The sequence below is a fragment of the Psychrobacillus soli genome (assembly GCF_006861775.1).
GTDB lineage: Bacteria > Bacillota > Bacilli > Bacillales_A > Planococcaceae > Psychrobacillus > Psychrobacillus soli.
Map to the genome: position 1 here is coordinate 52773 of NZ_VDGG01000004.1, position 17371 is coordinate 70143.

General features: G+C 39.0%; 21 protein-coding genes. All 21 read left to right on the forward strand.

Translation table 11 applies throughout. The features are described 5' to 3' along the window. Positions 1-118 precede the first annotated feature (118 nt). Complete coding sequence (rpmE, locus tag FG383_RS02785) at positions 119-334, forward strand: 50S ribosomal protein L31 (RefSeq protein WP_142605327.1); 216 nt, start codon at positions 119-121, stop codon at positions 332-334. Positions 335-636: 302 nt separating this feature from the next. Beyond that, complete coding sequence (locus FG383_RS02790) at positions 637-1233, forward strand: thymidine kinase (protein ID WP_142605328.1); 597 nt, start codon at positions 637-639, stop codon at positions 1231-1233. Between the two features lie 167 nt (positions 1234-1400). Further along, positions 1401-2480 carry a peptide chain release factor 1 gene (gene prfA / locus FG383_RS02795; RefSeq protein ID WP_142605329.1) on the forward strand — a complete coding sequence of 360 codons (1080 nt, stop codon included), beginning with the start codon at positions 1401-1403 and terminating at the stop codon, positions 2478-2480. After that, the gene (gene prmC, locus FG383_RS02800; RefSeq protein ID WP_342782122.1) at positions 2473-3330 is read left to right on the forward strand and encodes a peptide chain release factor N(5)-glutamine methyltransferase; all 858 of its coding nucleotides are present in this window, start codon (positions 2473-2475) and stop codon (positions 3328-3330) included. The genes prfA and prmC overlap by 8 nt, the downstream gene beginning before the upstream one ends. A gap of 44 nt (positions 3331-3374) precedes the next feature. Continuing rightward, positions 3375-3908, forward strand: a complete 534-nt coding sequence (locus tag FG383_RS02805; protein WP_142605331.1) for a stage II sporulation protein R — start codon at positions 3375-3377, stop codon at positions 3906-3908. Positions 3909-3976: 68 nt separating this feature from the next. Next, a complete protein-coding gene (locus FG383_RS02810; RefSeq protein WP_142605332.1) occupies positions 3977-5005 on the forward strand; it encodes an L-threonylcarbamoyladenylate synthase in 1029 nt (342 codons plus the stop codon). Between the two features lie 609 nt (positions 5006-5614). Beyond that, a complete protein-coding gene (locus FG383_RS02815) occupies positions 5615-6118 on the forward strand; it encodes a manganese efflux pump (RefSeq protein WP_142605333.1) in 504 nt (167 codons plus the stop codon). 59 nt (positions 6119-6177) lie between these two features. Continuing rightward, on the forward strand, positions 6178-6618 hold the full coding sequence (locus tag FG383_RS02820; protein ID WP_142605334.1) for a low molecular weight protein arginine phosphatase: 441 nt from the start codon (positions 6178-6180) through the stop codon (positions 6616-6618). A 1-nt stretch (position 6619) separates the two neighbouring features. Then, on the forward strand, positions 6620-7927 hold the full coding sequence (locus FG383_RS02825; RefSeq protein WP_142605335.1) for a methyl-accepting chemotaxis protein: 1308 nt from the start codon (positions 6620-6622) through the stop codon (positions 7925-7927). A 97-nt stretch (positions 7928-8024) separates the two neighbouring features. Beyond that, on the forward strand, positions 8025-8462 hold the full coding sequence (gene rpiB / locus FG383_RS02830; RefSeq protein ID WP_142605336.1) for a ribose 5-phosphate isomerase B: 438 nt from the start codon (positions 8025-8027) through the stop codon (positions 8460-8462). 18 nt (positions 8463-8480) lie between these two features. Beyond that, positions 8481-9026, forward strand: a complete 546-nt coding sequence (locus tag FG383_RS02835; RefSeq protein WP_142605337.1) for a TIGR01440 family protein — start codon at positions 8481-8483, stop codon at positions 9024-9026. A 21-nt stretch (positions 9027-9047) separates the two neighbouring features. Then, complete coding sequence (glyA, locus tag FG383_RS02840) at positions 9048-10283, forward strand: serine hydroxymethyltransferase (protein WP_142605338.1); 1236 nt, start codon at positions 9048-9050, stop codon at positions 10281-10283. A 909-nt stretch (positions 10284-11192) separates the two neighbouring features. Then, entirely contained in the window at positions 11193-11822 is a 630-nt protein-coding gene (gene upp / locus FG383_RS02845; protein WP_142605339.1) for a uracil phosphoribosyltransferase, read from the forward strand. A 273-nt stretch (positions 11823-12095) separates the two neighbouring features. Next, complete coding sequence (locus FG383_RS02850) at positions 12096-12314, forward strand: AtpZ/AtpI family protein (RefSeq protein WP_142605340.1); 219 nt, start codon at positions 12096-12098, stop codon at positions 12312-12314. 6 nt (positions 12315-12320) lie between these two features. Beyond that, positions 12321-12692, forward strand: coding sequence for an ATP synthase subunit I (locus FG383_RS02855; RefSeq protein WP_142605341.1), 372 nt, complete (start codon positions 12321-12323; stop codon positions 12690-12692). A gap of 29 nt (positions 12693-12721) precedes the next feature. Beyond that, positions 12722-13432, forward strand: coding sequence for a F0F1 ATP synthase subunit A (atpB, locus tag FG383_RS02860; protein WP_142605342.1), 711 nt, complete (start codon positions 12722-12724; stop codon positions 13430-13432). A gap of 68 nt (positions 13433-13500) precedes the next feature. Next, a complete protein-coding gene (atpE, locus tag FG383_RS02865; protein ID WP_053590520.1) occupies positions 13501-13725 on the forward strand; it encodes a F0F1 ATP synthase subunit C in 225 nt (74 codons plus the stop codon). Positions 13726-13854: 129 nt separating this feature from the next. Continuing rightward, the gene (atpF, locus tag FG383_RS02870; protein WP_142605343.1) at positions 13855-14376 is read left to right on the forward strand and encodes a F0F1 ATP synthase subunit B; all 522 of its coding nucleotides are present in this window, start codon (positions 13855-13857) and stop codon (positions 14374-14376) included. Continuing rightward, positions 14373-14909, forward strand: coding sequence for a F0F1 ATP synthase subunit delta (locus tag FG383_RS02875; RefSeq protein ID WP_142605344.1), 537 nt, complete (start codon positions 14373-14375; stop codon positions 14907-14909). Before atpF ends, FG383_RS02875 begins: the two co-directional genes overlap by 4 nt. 27 nt (positions 14910-14936) lie before the next feature. Further along, positions 14937-16445, forward strand: coding sequence for a F0F1 ATP synthase subunit alpha (atpA, locus tag FG383_RS02880; RefSeq protein WP_142605345.1), 1509 nt, complete (start codon positions 14937-14939; stop codon positions 16443-16445). Positions 16446-16490: 45 nt separating this feature from the next. Next, a complete protein-coding gene (gene atpG, locus FG383_RS02885; protein WP_142605346.1) occupies positions 16491-17351 on the forward strand; it encodes an ATP synthase F1 subunit gamma in 861 nt (286 codons plus the stop codon). Positions 17352-17371 lie beyond the last annotated feature (20 nt).

Sequence of the window (17371 nt, forward strand, 5' to 3'; positions counted from 1 at the left end):
TAACGTAACATCATACATTTCTGCTACATATGCGATTGACATCAATCGGATCGTGTAAGGTATCAGTTTTCATAACCAACTCTGTTCCAGATGGTTCAGGGCGAGAGGAGAGATAGAGATGAAAGCAGGAATTCATCCCGATTACAAAGAAGCAACAGTAACATGTTCATGTGGTAACGCATTTACAACAGGTTCTGTAAAATCAGACATTAAAGTCGAGTTCTGTAACGAATGTCACCCATTCTATACTGGACGTCAAAAATTCGCAGCAGCGGATGGCCGTGTTGATCGCTTCAACAAAAAATACGGTATTAAAGAAGAAGTTAAAAACTAAGCACCAAATACCTGCAAAACACAATGTGTTTTGCAGGTATTTTTGTTTGTGTGATACATATCCTCGTATTAGTATTTTCTAGAAAAATGCTGAAGTGAAAAATGAAAATATTTATTTAAATTTAGATGTACAGTAGCGTATGTTATAAATAGATAGAGAAAAAATCATAAACCATCGATAGTAAAATTAAAGTGTTCGGAAACAGTTTTTCCTTAAGCACATTTTCATAATAAATAAAAGACAAGATTTTTAATTTGTTTTTCGGTATGATGAGTAAAGACTGTTTGAAAGGAAGTATTTAAATGTTTATTACATCCCAAATGGGCTGGATAGAAGTAATATGTGGAAGCATGTTCTCTGGTAAATCAGAAGAGCTAATTCGTCGTATTAGACGTGTACAATTTGCTAAACAGAAAATTGCCGTGTTTAAGCCGATGATTGATAATAGGTATAGTGAAGAGGCAGTAGTGAGCCACGATGGAACGTCAACAATTGCGATTCCGATTCAACAATCGGAGGAAATATGGGAACATATTTCAGATGAAATCGACGTAATAGCAGTAGATGAAACGCAATTTTTCGATGAAGGAATAGTGGATGTTGTCACAAAACTTGCAGATCATGGCTATCGTGTAATTGTAGCAGGTCTTGACCAAGACTTTCGTGGCAAGCCATTCGGACCTATGCCTGCTATTTTATGTATGGCGGAGGAAGTAACGAAACTCCACGCAGTTTGCGCTGTTTGTGGATCAGAGGCAAGCAGAACTCAAAGGCTCATTAATGGACAACCTGCTGGTGCAGATGATCCGATCATTCTAGTTGGAGCATCTGAAGCGTACGAGCCTAGATGCCGCCACCACCATGAAGTACCTGTAGGAACAACAACTTTACAGCAATAACATTCCAAAAGAGTAGCTAAAGCTGCTCTTTTTTTATTACAGTTTTGTTACTGGTGCCTGGCACCAGTAACAAAACTGTAATAAATCGATGATAGAAAAAGTAGCGGGAACGATGTTTTTTCTTTATAATAGGAATGATATAGACTTAAACGAACGAGGTGAGGTCGATGTTTGATCGATTACAATCGGTAGAAGATCGCTATGATAAATTAAATGAATTGCTCAGCGACCCGGATGTCGTAAATGATACGAGCAAGTTAAGACAATATTCAAAAGAACAATCCGACTTGCAAGATACAGTCGATGTATATCGCGAATATAAAGAAGTAAAAAGTCAGCTTAAAGACGCCAAGCTTATGCTAGAGGAAAAGCTAGATGCGGATATGCGCGACATGGTAAAAGAAGAAGTAAATGATTTGGAATCACAAATCGAGGAATTAGAAGAGCGACTTCGTGTTTTGTTGATCCCGAAAGATCCAAACGATGATAAAAACGTAATTATGGAAATTCGTGGAGCAGCGGGTGGAGACGAAGCTGCATTATTTGCAGGAAATCTATTCCGTATGTATAGTCGCTATGCAGAATCGCAAAACTGGAAAATTGATGTAATGGATTCATCTCCAACTGGACTTGGTGGTTTCAAGGAAATCATTTTCATGATTAATGGCAATAAGGCCTACTCGAAGATGAAATATGAAAATGGTGCGCATCGCGTTCAACGTGTCCCAGAAACAGAGTCTGGTGGTCGTATTCACACATCAACGGCAACAGTCGCGGTACTTCCAGAAGTAGAAGAAGTTGACGTAGATATTCATGAAAAAGACATCCGTGTGGATACATTTGCATCATCTGGTGCCGGTGGACAGTCCGTTAATACAACGATGTCTGCTGTTCGTATGACCCATTTACCAACTGGAATTACCGTATCGATGCAAGATGAAAAATCACAAATCAAAAACAGAGAAAAAGCGATGAAAATACTTCGTGCACGTGTTGCGGATAAATTTTTGCAAGAAGCACAAGCAGAATATGATGCTGTTCGAAAATCAGCAGTAGGTACAGGAGATAGATCCGAACGAATTCGCACATACAATTACCCGCAAAATCGTGTGACGGATCATCGTATTGGATTGACGATTCAAAAACTGGACCAAATTTTAGAAGGTAAAATGGATGAGATTGTGAATGCGTTAATCGTAGAAGATCAAGCAGAAAAACTAGAAAGAATGAATGATACGAATGTGTAAAACAAATTATGAGGCCCTTACCCGGGCTTCTTCTTTTTTAGAAGCGAATAATCGGGAAACAGGAGTCGCTCGTTTCTTATTGCAACATGTCCTTGGAAAAAGTTACTCACAGTTAATGCAAGACTTATATGAAGACATGCCCTCAGAAGACTTTCAAATATTTTGGTCATACGTGGAAGAAAGTGCAACTGGTCGCCCATTTCAATATATTATCGGGCAAGAAACGTTTTATGACCGAAACTTTTTAGTAAACGAACATGTATTAATACCCCGACCTGAAACGGAAGAGTTAATAGAAGAAGTAAAAAAACGAACGAAAACACTATTTGGCGCACAAGCTGCTCCGAAAGTTGCAGATATTGGAACTGGTAGTGGTGCGATTGCTATCACGATCAAAAAAGAAATACCAACTACAAACGTTACTGCAACGGATATTTCAGCGCAAGCTTTGGAAGTAGCGAAGCAAAATGCGCAATTGCTAGAAGCGGAAATAGTGTTCAAACAAGGGGATTTACTTGCCCCAATTGCAGATGAAAAATGGGATATCGTCTTATCGAACCCACCTTATATAGGAAACGAAGAAGCGCAAGTCATGTCCGATACAGTGCTAGATTATGAACCGCATCTTGCTTTATTTGCCGAAGAAAATGGCTTGCAATTGTACCGGAAAATGGCGGAGCAGCTCCCACAAATAATGAATTCTCCTAGTTTCATAGGTTTTGAGATAGGATATGCACAAGGACCTGCTGTACAAAAAATGCTTCAAACTGCATTTCCGCAAGCGCAAGTGGAAATTGTAAAAGATATAAATCAAAAAAATAGATTTGTTTTTTGCACAATCGATGAATAAGTTATGAATCTATTGGTAACAATGTTCCTAAGGGGGAATGTTACATGTTACCAGATTACGAGATAAAAAAAGCACCAAGAGTTGGCCAACAAATAGATGCAGTTATTTTCTTTGTTTGGATGTTACTAATCATTCAATTTTGTTTGTTTTTTCTTTTTCAACCGGGAGAAGAAGCGGAAGGTATGCGCTTGCGATTAATTGCCAATAGTAATACTGTCCAAGATCAACAAATGAAAGAAGAAGTAAAAAAAGCAATTGAACCTATTTTAATGAATTATACTCAAAATCAGCAACAAACATATAGTGAATTAGAACAAGCTGTGGATAAGTTATCAGAAAAATTAAACGAAGAGATTCATATATCCACAGGTAAAGCTCTATTTCCACCTAAAGTATGGAATGAAGGGATTACCTCCCAAACAAATGTCGAATCGATCGTCATATCAATTGGACATGCACGTGGAGATAATTGGTGGTGCTCCTTATTTCCAAAGGTTTGTTATAAAGAAGAAGTAGAAAAAGAAGAAAAACCGAAATTTTGGGTGTGGGAATGGTTAAAAAAGAAGTTTTCCACATAACTATCCACAAAATTCAGAAAGTTACCAACAAATTGTGGACAAAGTAGAGAGAAAGGAGAAAATACGACATGAAAACTGAAATTGCGAGTGTGGATAACTTATTAGCGAAAGAGTTTAGTTATACACAAGCTGTGGATTTGTTAAATGAAGGAGAAACAGTTGCTTTTCCGACTGAAACTGTTTATGGGTTAGGTGCGATTGCAACAAGTGAATCTGCCGTTTCCAAAATTTTCGAAGCAAAAGGTAGACCACAAGATAATCCACTCATTGTGCATATAGGATCAAAAGAAGAGTTATCCACATTTACACAAAATGTTCCGAATTTAGCTAAAACATGTATGGATACATTTTGGCCAGGAGCACTTACGCTCGTATTACCAATTAAAAACGATTCACTTGCTAAAAATGTGACAGCTGGATTAAATACAGTCGGCGTTCGTATGCCGGATCATCCTGTCGCACTAGAATTACTTAGACGTTTAAAACAACCGGTCGCTGCTCCAAGTGCAAATAGAAGTGGAAAACCAAGTCCTACAAAAGCAGCACATGTGTATCATGACTTAAACGGAAAAATCCCACTTATCCTAGATGGTGGAGCTACTGGAATTGGATTAGAGTCAACCGTTTTAGATTTTACGACAGAAGTACCAACGATATTACGTCCGGGTGGAGTAACGAAAGAAATGCTTGAAAAAGTAATAGGGCAGGTCAACGAGTCTAAACTTACAGATGAAGCAGAAGCACCCCGTGCACCAGGTATGAAATATGCGCATTATGCCCCTGATGCTCCTGTCTATTTAATCGAAGCATCTACCGGGAAAGTCGGGCAGGCAATTGAACAAATACATAATGATCAGAAAAAAGTAGCACTGATTGCAACAGAAAATTATCGTTTAGCGAAGGCGGACTACTATTTTTCATTAGGACAAGAACATCAACTAGAACATGCTGCTCACTTACTTTACGAAGCGCTTAGAAGCTGTGATGAAACAGATGCAAACATTATTTTAGTCCCAATCTTTTCGAAACAAGGTGTTGGTACAGCCATCATGAACAGACTCGAAAAAGCATCTAATGGGAAATGGTTTGAAAGTTAAGCACTGTAATAACATACTAGGTACTTTATGTATAGGTGCTTTTGGAGAGCTTTTTTTCCGATAATCGTGTGTTAGTCGTTCGTCCGTCGTTCTCCAAAGGCACAGATAATCAAAATGCCAAAGCTTTTTGGAACGAGAGAATAGTCACTTTCCTATCTAGATAAAAGCAGCCAAAGATGCAATTTTGGCTGCTCAGTCCTTCTCTATAATATTTCCACCTTTTCGATTGGAAGGAAATGTCCCTTTTTAATATAGTGTCACCATATTGCTAGCGTTCACTTTTCAAAAATAAGTAAGGAACGCATGATAGAAAGTGTTAGAGCACCTGAAATTGCATCTTCAGGTGCTTCCTTTTTGAGTTGGAAAGCATCTTTTCACTCATTATCCAAAAAGGTTTTAACCTTATTCGTACTGTTGAAGGAGGGCGACGACCAGCCTCCCTAAAAAATCAAACGGTAATAATATAGCAATAATTCTGTCCAAATACCTCCGAAAACGATACGAAACAGGTTTTGTACTTAGAGGGTGCTTGCGCTTTTGTTAGCCGAGTGTATTCTCTTCCATTCTTTTGCATACATTTAATTATGCAAACGGACGGGGGAGATTTTTTTGTGGCGTGAGATTGTAGCGGGTGCATTAATGTCAGTTGATGTGCTGATTTTGTTTTCACTCGTATTATATCGGAAGCAAATTTTCACATTGGCAGCGTGGGTGGCATCTTTACATATGCTTTTTCCTTTAATCGGCTATTATGCAGGGGCAATTATGCAAAGTTATTTGCAATATGCAAGCCCATATTTATCTGGATTTTTGCTGTCGCTTGTTGGATTACAAATGATTCTAGCAAGGTCACCTAAACAAGTGCCTCTACTTTCACCTTACTTACTAGCAGTAGTTGCAAGTATTGACACCTTTTCAGTAAGTATTTCATTTGGTATGCTTAGAGTAGAAAAATTTCTATTCATATTAAGTTCAGGTATATTCTCCTATCTAGCTGTATTTATTGCGCAGAAAGTGATTTTCAAACATGCTTTTTTGAACCGAGGACTTATTATGAAGCTGGCGGGAGTCGCTATTTTATTAATAGGGATTATAACTTTACGAAATATTTAACAAATGAACACATTATAATTAGACTATTTATTATATACTAGAGATGAGGAAATGTAACTATGAATATTTTGTTTGTTTGTACGGGAAATACTTGTCGAAGTCCAATGGCAGAGGCGATATTAAAGGACCGAAATTTGGAAAATATAAACGTCCGTTCAGCAGGTATTTATGCGACGGATGGAGGAGAAATGTCTCTAAATGGGCAAAAAGTCTTAAAAAAAGAAAACATATCTTTTACGCATGAATCAGCTGCATTAAAAGAATCGCTAGTGGATTGGGCGGATCTTGTTCTCACCATGACAGCATCTCATAAGCAAGCAATTATTTATGCATTTCCGCAAGCTATTTCCAAAGTATATATGTACAAAGAATTTGTGACACCTGAAAACATGCAGGATGTATCGGATCCATATGGTGGCAATTTACGTACATATGAACACACGTTTCTAGAACTGCACACACTTACAGACGGACTAGTGAAAAAACTCCAGGGGGATTAGGATGAAGACAGAAAAAAAGCGGTACTCATTTGGAATTCAAAAAAAGATTGTTTTATTTGTAACGGTTTTAGCATTAGTTACATACACAACGAGTGCGGTGTTTATCAATTTTATACAGCCGCTTATATTTGAAAATACAACGAAATCGCTTAACTTCGAAATTGGCATGTATGCATTAGGGATCTTCTGGTCTGGGCTACTTGCATATTTTTTCAGTGGATTAATTATTAAGCCATTATTTAATTTGGAAAAAGTAGCGACCCTTGCCTCAGAAGGTAAAATTGGTGTAGATGTGGAAGTACCAAAATCGAAAGATGAAATCCAATCTGTTTCTATCGCATTTCAATCAATGCTTGTCAATTTAAGAGAAATGGTTCAAAGCATTGAAGATAACTTTGAAAAAACAAATAATACCGTGCAACAATTATCGCAACAATCTTCCGTTGCTTCCGAACAGGCAGAAGCGATTGCACAAACGATTGCACAAATTTCCGAAGGTGCTGAACACTCAGCCATCGCAGTTCAAGAAACAGTGGAATCTGTAGAAGATGTACGAGTACTAGCTTCTGAAGTAAATATGCGTGCAGAAAAATCAAACGTACAGTCCGGGGAAATGATCCGTGGTTTAGCGCAAACAACGGAAGTCATTCAATCCCTTGTAAATGGTATTCAGCAAGTTGCTTCTGGAAGCGAAGCGGCTTTAGTAAATGTAAAACAGCTAGAAGTAAACGCCGGGAAAGTGGAAAATATTATTCAACTAGTCGGCGATATTGCAGCTCAAACGAATTTACTTGCATTAAATGCATCCATAGAAGCTGCTCGTGCTGGAGAACACGGAAAAGGTTTTGCGGTCGTAGCGGAAGAAGTGCGTAAACTAGCAGATGAAAGTGGCAAAGCGGTGCAAGGAATTTCAGCATTAATCATTGCTATTCAAACAGATGTCCAAACGGTTGTCCATCAAATGACGAATCAAGTAAACTTTGCAGTAGGGGAAGCAAAACGTGTTTCTGAAACGAATGAAGCGGTAGAAGGGATGTCACATAAAATCCATGATATGGCGGAATCCGTTGTACAAATTTCTTCATTAGTTGAAAATCAATTAACGAATATCGAAAATACAGCACGTCAATCCCAAGAAGTAGCTGCCATTGCGGAAGAAACATCTGCAGGAGCAGAAGAAGTGAGAAGTGCAACAGATGAACAAGCACGATCAATCGAACAAATTGATCGCTTATCGTTCGGATTAAAGCGACAATCGGAAGAATTATTTAAAGTTATTTCGCAATTTGACAGAAATTCGTCAAAATAGAGCTTTAAAATGCAATTCACTTTACGTGAATTGTATTTTTTTTTGCGGATAAATGGTATGATGAATGGGAGTACTAAAACAGAAAAGAGGGAACAAATTGAAAATTGCAATTTCTTCTGATCACGGTGGAAATAATCTTCGCAAGGAAATTATGCTACAACTAGAGGAGCTCGGACTTTCTTATGAAGACTTTGGTCCAACGAGTGACGATTCTGTTGACTATCCTGACTATGCAATGCCAGTTACAGAAGGTGTAGTAAGTGGGAAGTTTGATCGTGGTATTTTAATTTGTGGTACAGGCATTGGTATGTCAATCGCGGCAAACAAAGTAAAAGGTATTAGATGTGCATTAGTACATGATGTATTTTCGGCAAAAGCAACAAGATGCCATAATGACTCAAATGTACTTGCAATGGGAGAACGAGTAATAGGTCCAGGACTTGCAAGAGAAATCGTTGCAACTTGGCTTGCACAAGATTTTGAAGGTGGACGTCACACACGTCGAGTAGAAAAAATTACAGCACTAGAAAACTGAGGAAGAAGGGATTTTCAGATGGAAGCAAAAGATTTGTGGAAACAGCAAATAGAACAGCTTCTCCTGGAAGTGGAGCAGCAAATCCAACTGCATGAAGATGATCTTTTTGTTATTGGCTGTTCAACCTCAGAAATTATCGGTGAAAAGATTGGAACGGCTGGTGGTTTAGAAGTAGCCGAGGTTTTATTTGGACCATTCCAAGCCTTTGCTGAGCGTAACAAAGTGCATGTAGCTTTTCAAGGATGCGAGCATATTAACCGCGCCCTTACAATGGAAAGAAAAACGCAAAAGCTGTATCGATACCCGGAAGTTTCGGTTATTCCGGTTGTTCGTGCAGGTGGCTCCATGTCTGCACACGCGTACACGCAATTCCAAGACCCAGTCGTAGTCGAGCATGTCCAAGCGCGTGCCGGCATTGATATAGGACAAACCCTTATTGGGATGCAGTTGCAACCTGTAGCTGTCCCAATTCGCGTGTCCACAAAACAAATTGGGGAAGCAGTCGTGACGATTGCAAACACACGTCCGAAACTAATTGGTGGAGAACGTGCATTTTACGGTTGATATTAGAGGAGGAAATGAGAAATGGAGAAAATTTTAACACAAGATCCAGCAGTATACGAAGCGATGCTGGCGGAGAAAAAGCGTCAACAAACAAATATCGAGTTAATCGCATCTGAAAACTTTGTATCCGAAGCAGTAATGGAAGCACAAGGTTCAGTGCTTACAAATAAATACGCAGAAGGCTACCCAGGTAAACGCTACTATGGTGGTTGTGAGCATGTAGACGTTGTAGAAAATATTGCTCGTGATCGTCTGAAAGAAATTTTCGGAGCAGAACATGCAAACGTACAACCCCATTCAGGTTCACAAGCGAACATGGCGGTTTACATGACTGCTTTACAACCAGGTGACACGATTTTAGGGATGAACTTGTCACATGGTGGGCATTTAACACATGGTTCCCCTGTAAACTTTAGTGGAATTCAATATAACTTTATCGAGTACGGTGTGGATAAAGAAAACGAAACAATCGACTATGAAGATGTTCGTGCAAAAGCATTAGAACATAAACCAAAAATGATCGTTGCTGGAGCAAGTGCATACTCACGAGTAATTGATTTCGCTAAATTCCGTGAAATCGCAGACGAAATTGGAGCATACCTATTTGTAGACATGGCTCATATTGCAGGATTAGTTGCTGCAGGTCTTCATCCAAATCCAGTGCCACACGCACATTTCGTTACATCAACAACGCATAAAACATTACGTGGACCACGTGGTGGATTAATCCTTACAACTGAAGAATTCGCGAAGAAAATTGACAAAACAATTTTCCCTGGAATCCAAGGTGGTCCATTAATGCACGTTATCGCTGCAAAAGCAGTTGCATTTGGAGAAGCACAACAACCTGAATTTAAGGAATACCAAGCACAAGTGATCGCAAATGCTAAGACACTAGCAGATAGCTTAGTAGCAGAAGGTCTTCGCATCGTATCTGGTGGTACGGATAACCACGTAATGCTAGTAGACGTATCAGCAATTGACTTAACAGGTAAAATTGCAGAACACGTCCTTGACGAAGTTGGAATTACAGTAAACAAAAATACAATTCCATATGAAACACAAAGTCCATTTATTACTTCAGGAGTTCGTCTAGGAACACCAGCAGTAACTTCTCGTGGATTTAAAGAAGAAGAAATGAAAGAAATCGCTTCGATCATTGCGAAACTTTTGAAAAACCATGAAGACGCAGAAGTGATCCAAGAAGCAAAAGACAGAGTCGCTGCTTTAACTGATAAACTCCCATTGTATAACTAATACAAAATTTGAAAGTAGGCTACCTTTTTGGAGAAAGGTAGCTTATTTTTTATGCTTTAGGAAATATTTGTAGTTAATGCGTCACAGTCATAGGCGTCTCACTTCAAGTAAACTTGCTATTTTAAGAATTGATTGCTTTCATCGGCAAATTGGTTGCTCTCAGTACTGGTTTGGTTGCTTTCGGAATAGAATTGATTGCTTTCCATGACCGATTGGTTGCCCTAATCCATTTACTGGTTTCCGTGCGGCGGTGAAGGCTCATCGCTCACCCCACGGAAAGCGTCCGCCCTGCAGCGGAAATCCCAGCGGATACTTCATTTAGCTCATTAAGGTGCAGTATCTCTATTATGTTCGACATTCCATTCATCGTTTCCGCTTGCCATATAGGTTAGAGACAGTCGCTTGCGCTTTTTTTGCGTTTAAGGAAATATTTGGAGTTAATGCGTCACAGTCATAGGCGTCTCACTTCAAGTAAACTTGCTATTTTAAGAATTGATTGCTTTCATCGGCAAATTGGTTGCTCTCAGTACTGGTTTGGTTGCTTTCGGAATAGAATTGATTGCTTTCCATGACCGATTGGTTGCTCTTAGCCATATTCTGGATTACTAACAATGAAAAGCTGCATCGTATTAGGATTTAAAACGGTGGTGCCGATAACCTCATACTTTATTCAGTGTAGATATTAATGTAGTCAGCAAATTCCCTTGATTGGAACGGAAAGTGCAGGCTTGAAGTGGACACTAATTCGAACTTTTTATTTCAGTTTTGCGGTCAAGAATTTTATTTTTACAAACCAATGACGTCCGGGTAAATAGACGAAATATTAAAACGTAGGATTAGTAGTATGTTTCCTGCGTTTTTTGTTATAATTAATAGAATTTCAAATAAAACCACGAAGGAGATAAAAATATGCCAAAAGTATTCGTATTTGATCACCCCCTTATTCAACACAAACTCACATATATCCGCAACATTGAAACGGGAACAAAAGAATTCCGTGAACTTGTGGATGAAGTGGCTACACTAATGGCCTTTGAAATCACACGCGATTTGCCATTAGAAGAAACAGAAGTGGAAACACCAGTACAAATGACAAAATCTAAAGTGTTAGCTGGAAAGAAAATTGGAATCGTTCCAATACTACGTGCTGGAATTGGGATGGTTGACGGTATTTTAAAATTAATTCCTGCTGCAAAAGTTGGGCATGTCGGACTATACAGAGATCCGAAAACGCTACAACCCGTTGAATATTACGTGAAGCTTCCAGCAGATGTTGCAGAACGTGATTTCATATTAGTAGATCCAATGCTTGCAACGGGTGGATCTGCGATAGAGGCAGTTAATTCCCTTAAAACTCGCGGTGCAACTAGCATTAAGTTTATGTGTTTAATCGCAGCTCCAGAAGGTGTAGAAGCATTACAAAAAGCACATCCGGATGTAGATATTTATATAGCGGCGCTTGATGAAAAATTAAATGATCATGGTTATATCGTCCCAGGACTAGGTGACGCTGGTGACCGTTTGTTCGGTACAAAGTAATAACCTGCACTTTTGTATGTGAAACTGGAGACATAAAAAAAAAGCGTTTGACAATCATAGAATAAACGCAATTCTCTTAAATTTGTCAATACGATGTCAATTTAAATCTATTTGTGAAGTATTTCACTCTTAGCAATTGACATCAAATTGGCCCTATTGTATGCTTACAAAGGATATCAATGATAGGGGTTTCATGCTTGAAACACCTATCGCATCAACTTTCTACTAGATTCGCAGTTTTTACTTAATAAGGAAAAACGTGAGGATTCATTTATGCGTCAGACAAGACGTCCGTTACAAGGGATAGCATTATATTCGGCGATTCTCTCACAGCTTGTAGGTTCTATTTTAATAGGCACATTCACAGGAATGTGGATGGATAAAACTTATGGAACCACTTCAGTTTTTTTAGTAATATGTCTGCTACTTGGCCTTTTGGTCGGCGTAATGGCACTTATTACTACCATTCGAAAATATGATTCAGGAGACTAAAGAACAATGCTAGAAATGCAACGTATTTTTACGAAGCAGAAAAAATACATATTTTTTTTGCTAGCAGTATGTGCGCTAGGTTGGGGATTCACCCCTTATTCGACAATTTTTGCAGGCTTAGCACTAGGTTCGTTATTTGGTCTGTATAATTTCTGGATTCTAACTCGTAGAATGGAGAAATTTGATCGTGTGTTATCTGGTGAAAAAGGACGAGCAGGTTTAGGCACAGCAATCCGATTTGCATCAGGTGTTGCTGCCGTAGCAATTGCACTTGCCCTTCCAGAATATATTCATCTTATTAGCACAGTTATCGGTTTAATGATTCCCTATGTTCTGCTTGTTGTAGAACGTATTATGTTTCATGCAAGAAATCAGTAATGAGTATGTGAAAGAGAGGTGAATGAATCGTGGAACATAAAAATCCAGAATTTGTGTTTCTAGGTATGCATGGTAACTGGTCCAACATTTTAATGCTTGCAGTTACTACACTCATTGTATTTTTGATCGCATATTTTGCGACAAGAAACTTGAAGCTGAAGCCAACTGGTATGCAAAACTTCATGGAGTGGATAATGGACTTCGTGAAAGGCATTATTAAAAGTAACTTCGACTGGCAAACTGGTGGACGATTCCATATTCTTGGAATTACATTAATCATGTTTATCGCTGTAGCGAACGTATTAGGACTTCCGTTTTCCATTTCGTATGATGGGGTGCTTTGGTGGAAATCGCCAACAGCAGATCCAACAGTAACAATGACATTAGCAGTAATGATTCTTCTATTAACGCACTATTATGGTATTCAAATGAAAGGGTTAAAAGAATATGGGAAAGACTTCTTAAAGCCGCTTCCATTCCTATTACCTTTGAAAATTATTGAAGAATTCGCAAATACGTTGACACTCGGTCTTCGTCTTTACGGTAACATCTACGCAGGGGAAGTTCTACTAGGACTACTTGCAGGTTTAGCAACATCTAGCGTTTTCGGCTTTGTTGGAGCAATTATTCCAGCAATGGCATGGCAAGGTTTCTCCCTATTTATAGGTGGAATCCAAGCGTTCATTTTCGTTATGTTAACGATGGTTTATATGTCGCACAAAGTGTCGACAGACCATTAATATAACTGCTTAAAATTTAAGCAGAAATAAATAAAAACAAAACAACATTCCAAGGAGGAAATTAAACAATGGTAGGTTCAGTTGGTCTTTTAGCAGCAGCTATAGCAATCGGTTTAGGTGCACTTGGTGCAGGTATTGGTAACGGATTAATCGTTTCAAAAACAGTAGAAGGTATCGCTCGTCAACCAGAAGCACGTGGAGCTTTACAAACAGTTATGTTCATCGGGGTTGCATTAGTTGAGGCGATTCCAATCATCGCAGCAGTTATCGCATTCATCGTATTAAACAAATAATAAACATAGACAAGTCTATAATGGCGGAAACTTATCCGCCATTCTCTTTATGAATTAGAAAACAATGATCAAATGTTTACATTATAGAAGCAAGATCTCTTAATAGCGTTTGAAAGGAGTGAAACAATCGTGTCTTTTGATTACCTTATCCTTGGTGCTGGTGGTGCCGGGTTAAACATTTGGGATATCATCGCTACACTATTCTTCTTCTTATTACTTATGGCTCTATTGAAGAAAGTAGCATGGGGTCCACTTATGGGGATTATGACTCAACGTGAAGAGTTAATCGCAAGTGAAATCCAAGCAGCTGAAAATAGCCGCGGGGAATCACAGCGTTTACTTGAAGAACAACGTGACTTACTAAAAGAAGCACGTACGGAAGCATTAGCGATTGTAGAAAATGCGAAGAAACAAGGCGAAGCATCTCGTGAAGATATTATCACGACAGCTCGTTCTGAAGCAGCGCGTTTGAAAGAATCTGCTATCCGTGAAATCGATACAGAAAAAGAAAGAGCGATTGCGGCAGTACGACAAGAAGTAGTTTCACTTTCTGTACTTGCAGCGTCGAAAGTTCTTGAAAAAGAAGTTTCGGAAGAAGATAATCGTGCGCTAATCGAGGCAACGATTGCGAAGGCAGGCGAAGTTAATTGAGTAACTCAACTGCTGCAAAAAGATACGCAATCGCTTTATTCGAACTAGCACAACAAAAAAACGAACTTCCATCTGTAGAAAATGATTTACGTGAACTTAAACTTGTTTGGAATGGCAATAAAGACGTGAAGACATTATTCACTTCTCCTAAACTGTCTCTAGATAAGAAAAAATCGTTAATTCGTGACATTTTCTCTGAGGCTAATCCAATCGTTATCAACACACTTCTAGTGCTTATTGATAAGAAAAGATTAGATGAAGTATCAGATATTATTACTGAATTTATGGCACTTTCGAACGAAGCTCAAGGTATTGCAGACGCGAAAGTATATACTACACGTGAGTTAACAGAAGAAGAGCGTGCAAACGTTTCAGCTGTATTTGCGAAAAATGTAGGAAAACAATCATTACGTATTCAAAACATTGTAGATCCATCTATTATTGGTGGAATGCGCATACAAATCGGAAACCGCATTTACGACAGCAGTCTTAGCACGAAGCTAGACCGTTTAAAACGTAATTTGATCGGTTAATATTATGAATTTTGAGAGGTGACATACATGAGCATCAAAGCTGAAGAAATCAGTGTCTTGATTAAACAGCAGATTGAGAATTATGAATCTGAGATGAAAGTTAGCGATGTTGGTACAGTTATCAAAATTGGTGACGGTATCGCCCTTGCTCATGGCCTCGACAACGTCATGGCTGGAGAACTTTTAGAATTCTCAACTGGTGTTTTAGGTATGGCACAAAACTTGGAAGCGAACAACGTTGGTATCGTTATCCTTGGACCATACTCTGACATCAAAGAAGGCGATGAAGTACGTCGAACTGGCCGTATTATGGAAGTTCCTGTTGGGAAAGAATTGATTGGCCGCGTTGTTAATCCACTTGGTCAACCAGTTGATGGACTAGGTCCTATCGCAACAACTAAAACTCGTCCAATCGAAAGTCCTGCACAAGGGGTTATGGCACGTAAATCTGTTCATGAACCACTTCAAACAGGTATTAAAGCGATCGATGCACTTGTTCCAATCGGACGTGGTCAACGTGAGTTAATCATTGGTGACCGTCAAACAGGTAAAACAACTGTTGCAATCGATACAATTCTTAACCAAGCAGACCAAAACATGATCTGTGTTTACGTTGCAATCGGTCAAAAAGAATCGACTGTACGTAACGTAGTTGAAACACTTCGTAAAAAAGGTGCTTTAGACTACACAATCGTTGTTACTGCATCTGCATCACAACCGGCTCCATTATTATACTTAGCACCTTATGCTGGTGTAACAATGGCAGAAGAGTTTATGTTCGAAGGCAAGCACGTGCTAATCGTTTATGATGATTTATCTAAACAAGCAGCTGCTTACCGTGAGCTTTCATTACTTCTTCGTCGTCCTCCAGGTCGTGAAGCATATCCAGGGGATGTATTCTACTTACACAGCCGCCTTCTTGAGCGTGCTGCGAAGTTAAATGAAACACTTGGTGCAGGTTCAATCACTGCATTACCGTTCGTTGAAACACAAGCTGGAGATATCTCTGCTTATATTCCAACAAACGTTATTTCCATTACAGATGGTCAAATCTTCTTACAATCTGACCTATTCTTCTCGGGTGTACGTCCAGCCATCAACGCTGGTTTATCCGTATCTCGTGTAGGTGGTTCAGCTCAAATTAAGGCAATGAAAAAAGTTGCGGGTACACTACGTCTAGACTTAGCTGCATTCCGTGAACTAGAAGCATTCTCTCAATTTGGATCAGATCTTGACGCTGCAACTCAAGCAAAACTTAACCGTGGTATGCGTACAGTAGAAGTATTAAAACAAGACTTGAATAACCCTATTAAAGTGGAAAAACAAGTTATGATTTTATACGCTCTAACTCGTGGCCATTTAGATGATATTCCAGTGAAAGATGTTACTCGCTTCGAAGCTGAGCTTCATAGCTGGTTAGATTCAAACCACACAAACGTTTTAGATCATATTCGTACGACTAAAGACCTTCCTTCAGATGAAGATATGTCAAATGCAATCAATGCATTTAAAAAGACTTTCGCTAAATCTGAGTAATTCTAAAGTCTAAGTGAAAAAAAACGATAAGGTGGTGAAATACCAGTGGCATCATTACGCGATATTAAAGGTAAAATTACGTCAACAAAGAAAACAAGTCAGATTACGAAAGCTATGCAAATGGTTTCAGCTTCTAAATTGAACCGTGCGGAGGAAAATGCGAAAGCATATGTTCCTTACATGTCGAAAATTCAAGAAGTAGTAGGTGCAATTGCAACAGGAACAAGCGACGGAGCGCATCCAATGCTAACTTCTCGTCCTGTGAAAAAGACGGCATATCTTGTTATTACGGCAGATCGTGGCTTAGCAGGCGCGTATAATAGTAATATTATCCGTGCAGCATCTAATGCAATAGCGGAGCGACATTCTTCTAAAGATGAGTATGTTATCTTTGCAATTGGTCGTATGGGACGTGACTTCTTCGTGAAACGTGGTTCGAATGTAATCGGAGATGTAATAGGTTTACCAGATCAACCTGCTTTTTCTGATATTAAAGAAATAGCGCGCAGAGCTGTTGGTATGTTCACGGATGGTACATATGATGAACTTTATATGTACTATAACCACTTTGTCAGTGCCATCTCTAGTGAAGTTACGGAGAAAAAGGTACTGCCACTTACGGATCTTGCAGTAGAAACAGGCACAACTGCTTCTTATGAATTCGATCCTTCAGCTGAAGCGATTCTAGAAGTGTTACTTCCACAATATGCGGAAAGCCTAATTTTTGGTGCATTACTCGATGGTAAAGCAAGTGAACATGCTATGCGTATGTCTGCGATGAAATCTGCAACAGACAACGCAACTGACTTAATTGGTAACTTAACATTAGTTTATAACCGAGCACGACAAGCAGCAATTACGCAAGAAATTACGGAAATTGTCGGCGGTGCAGCGGCTCTTGATTAGTCTATGAAAGAAAAGTAAGA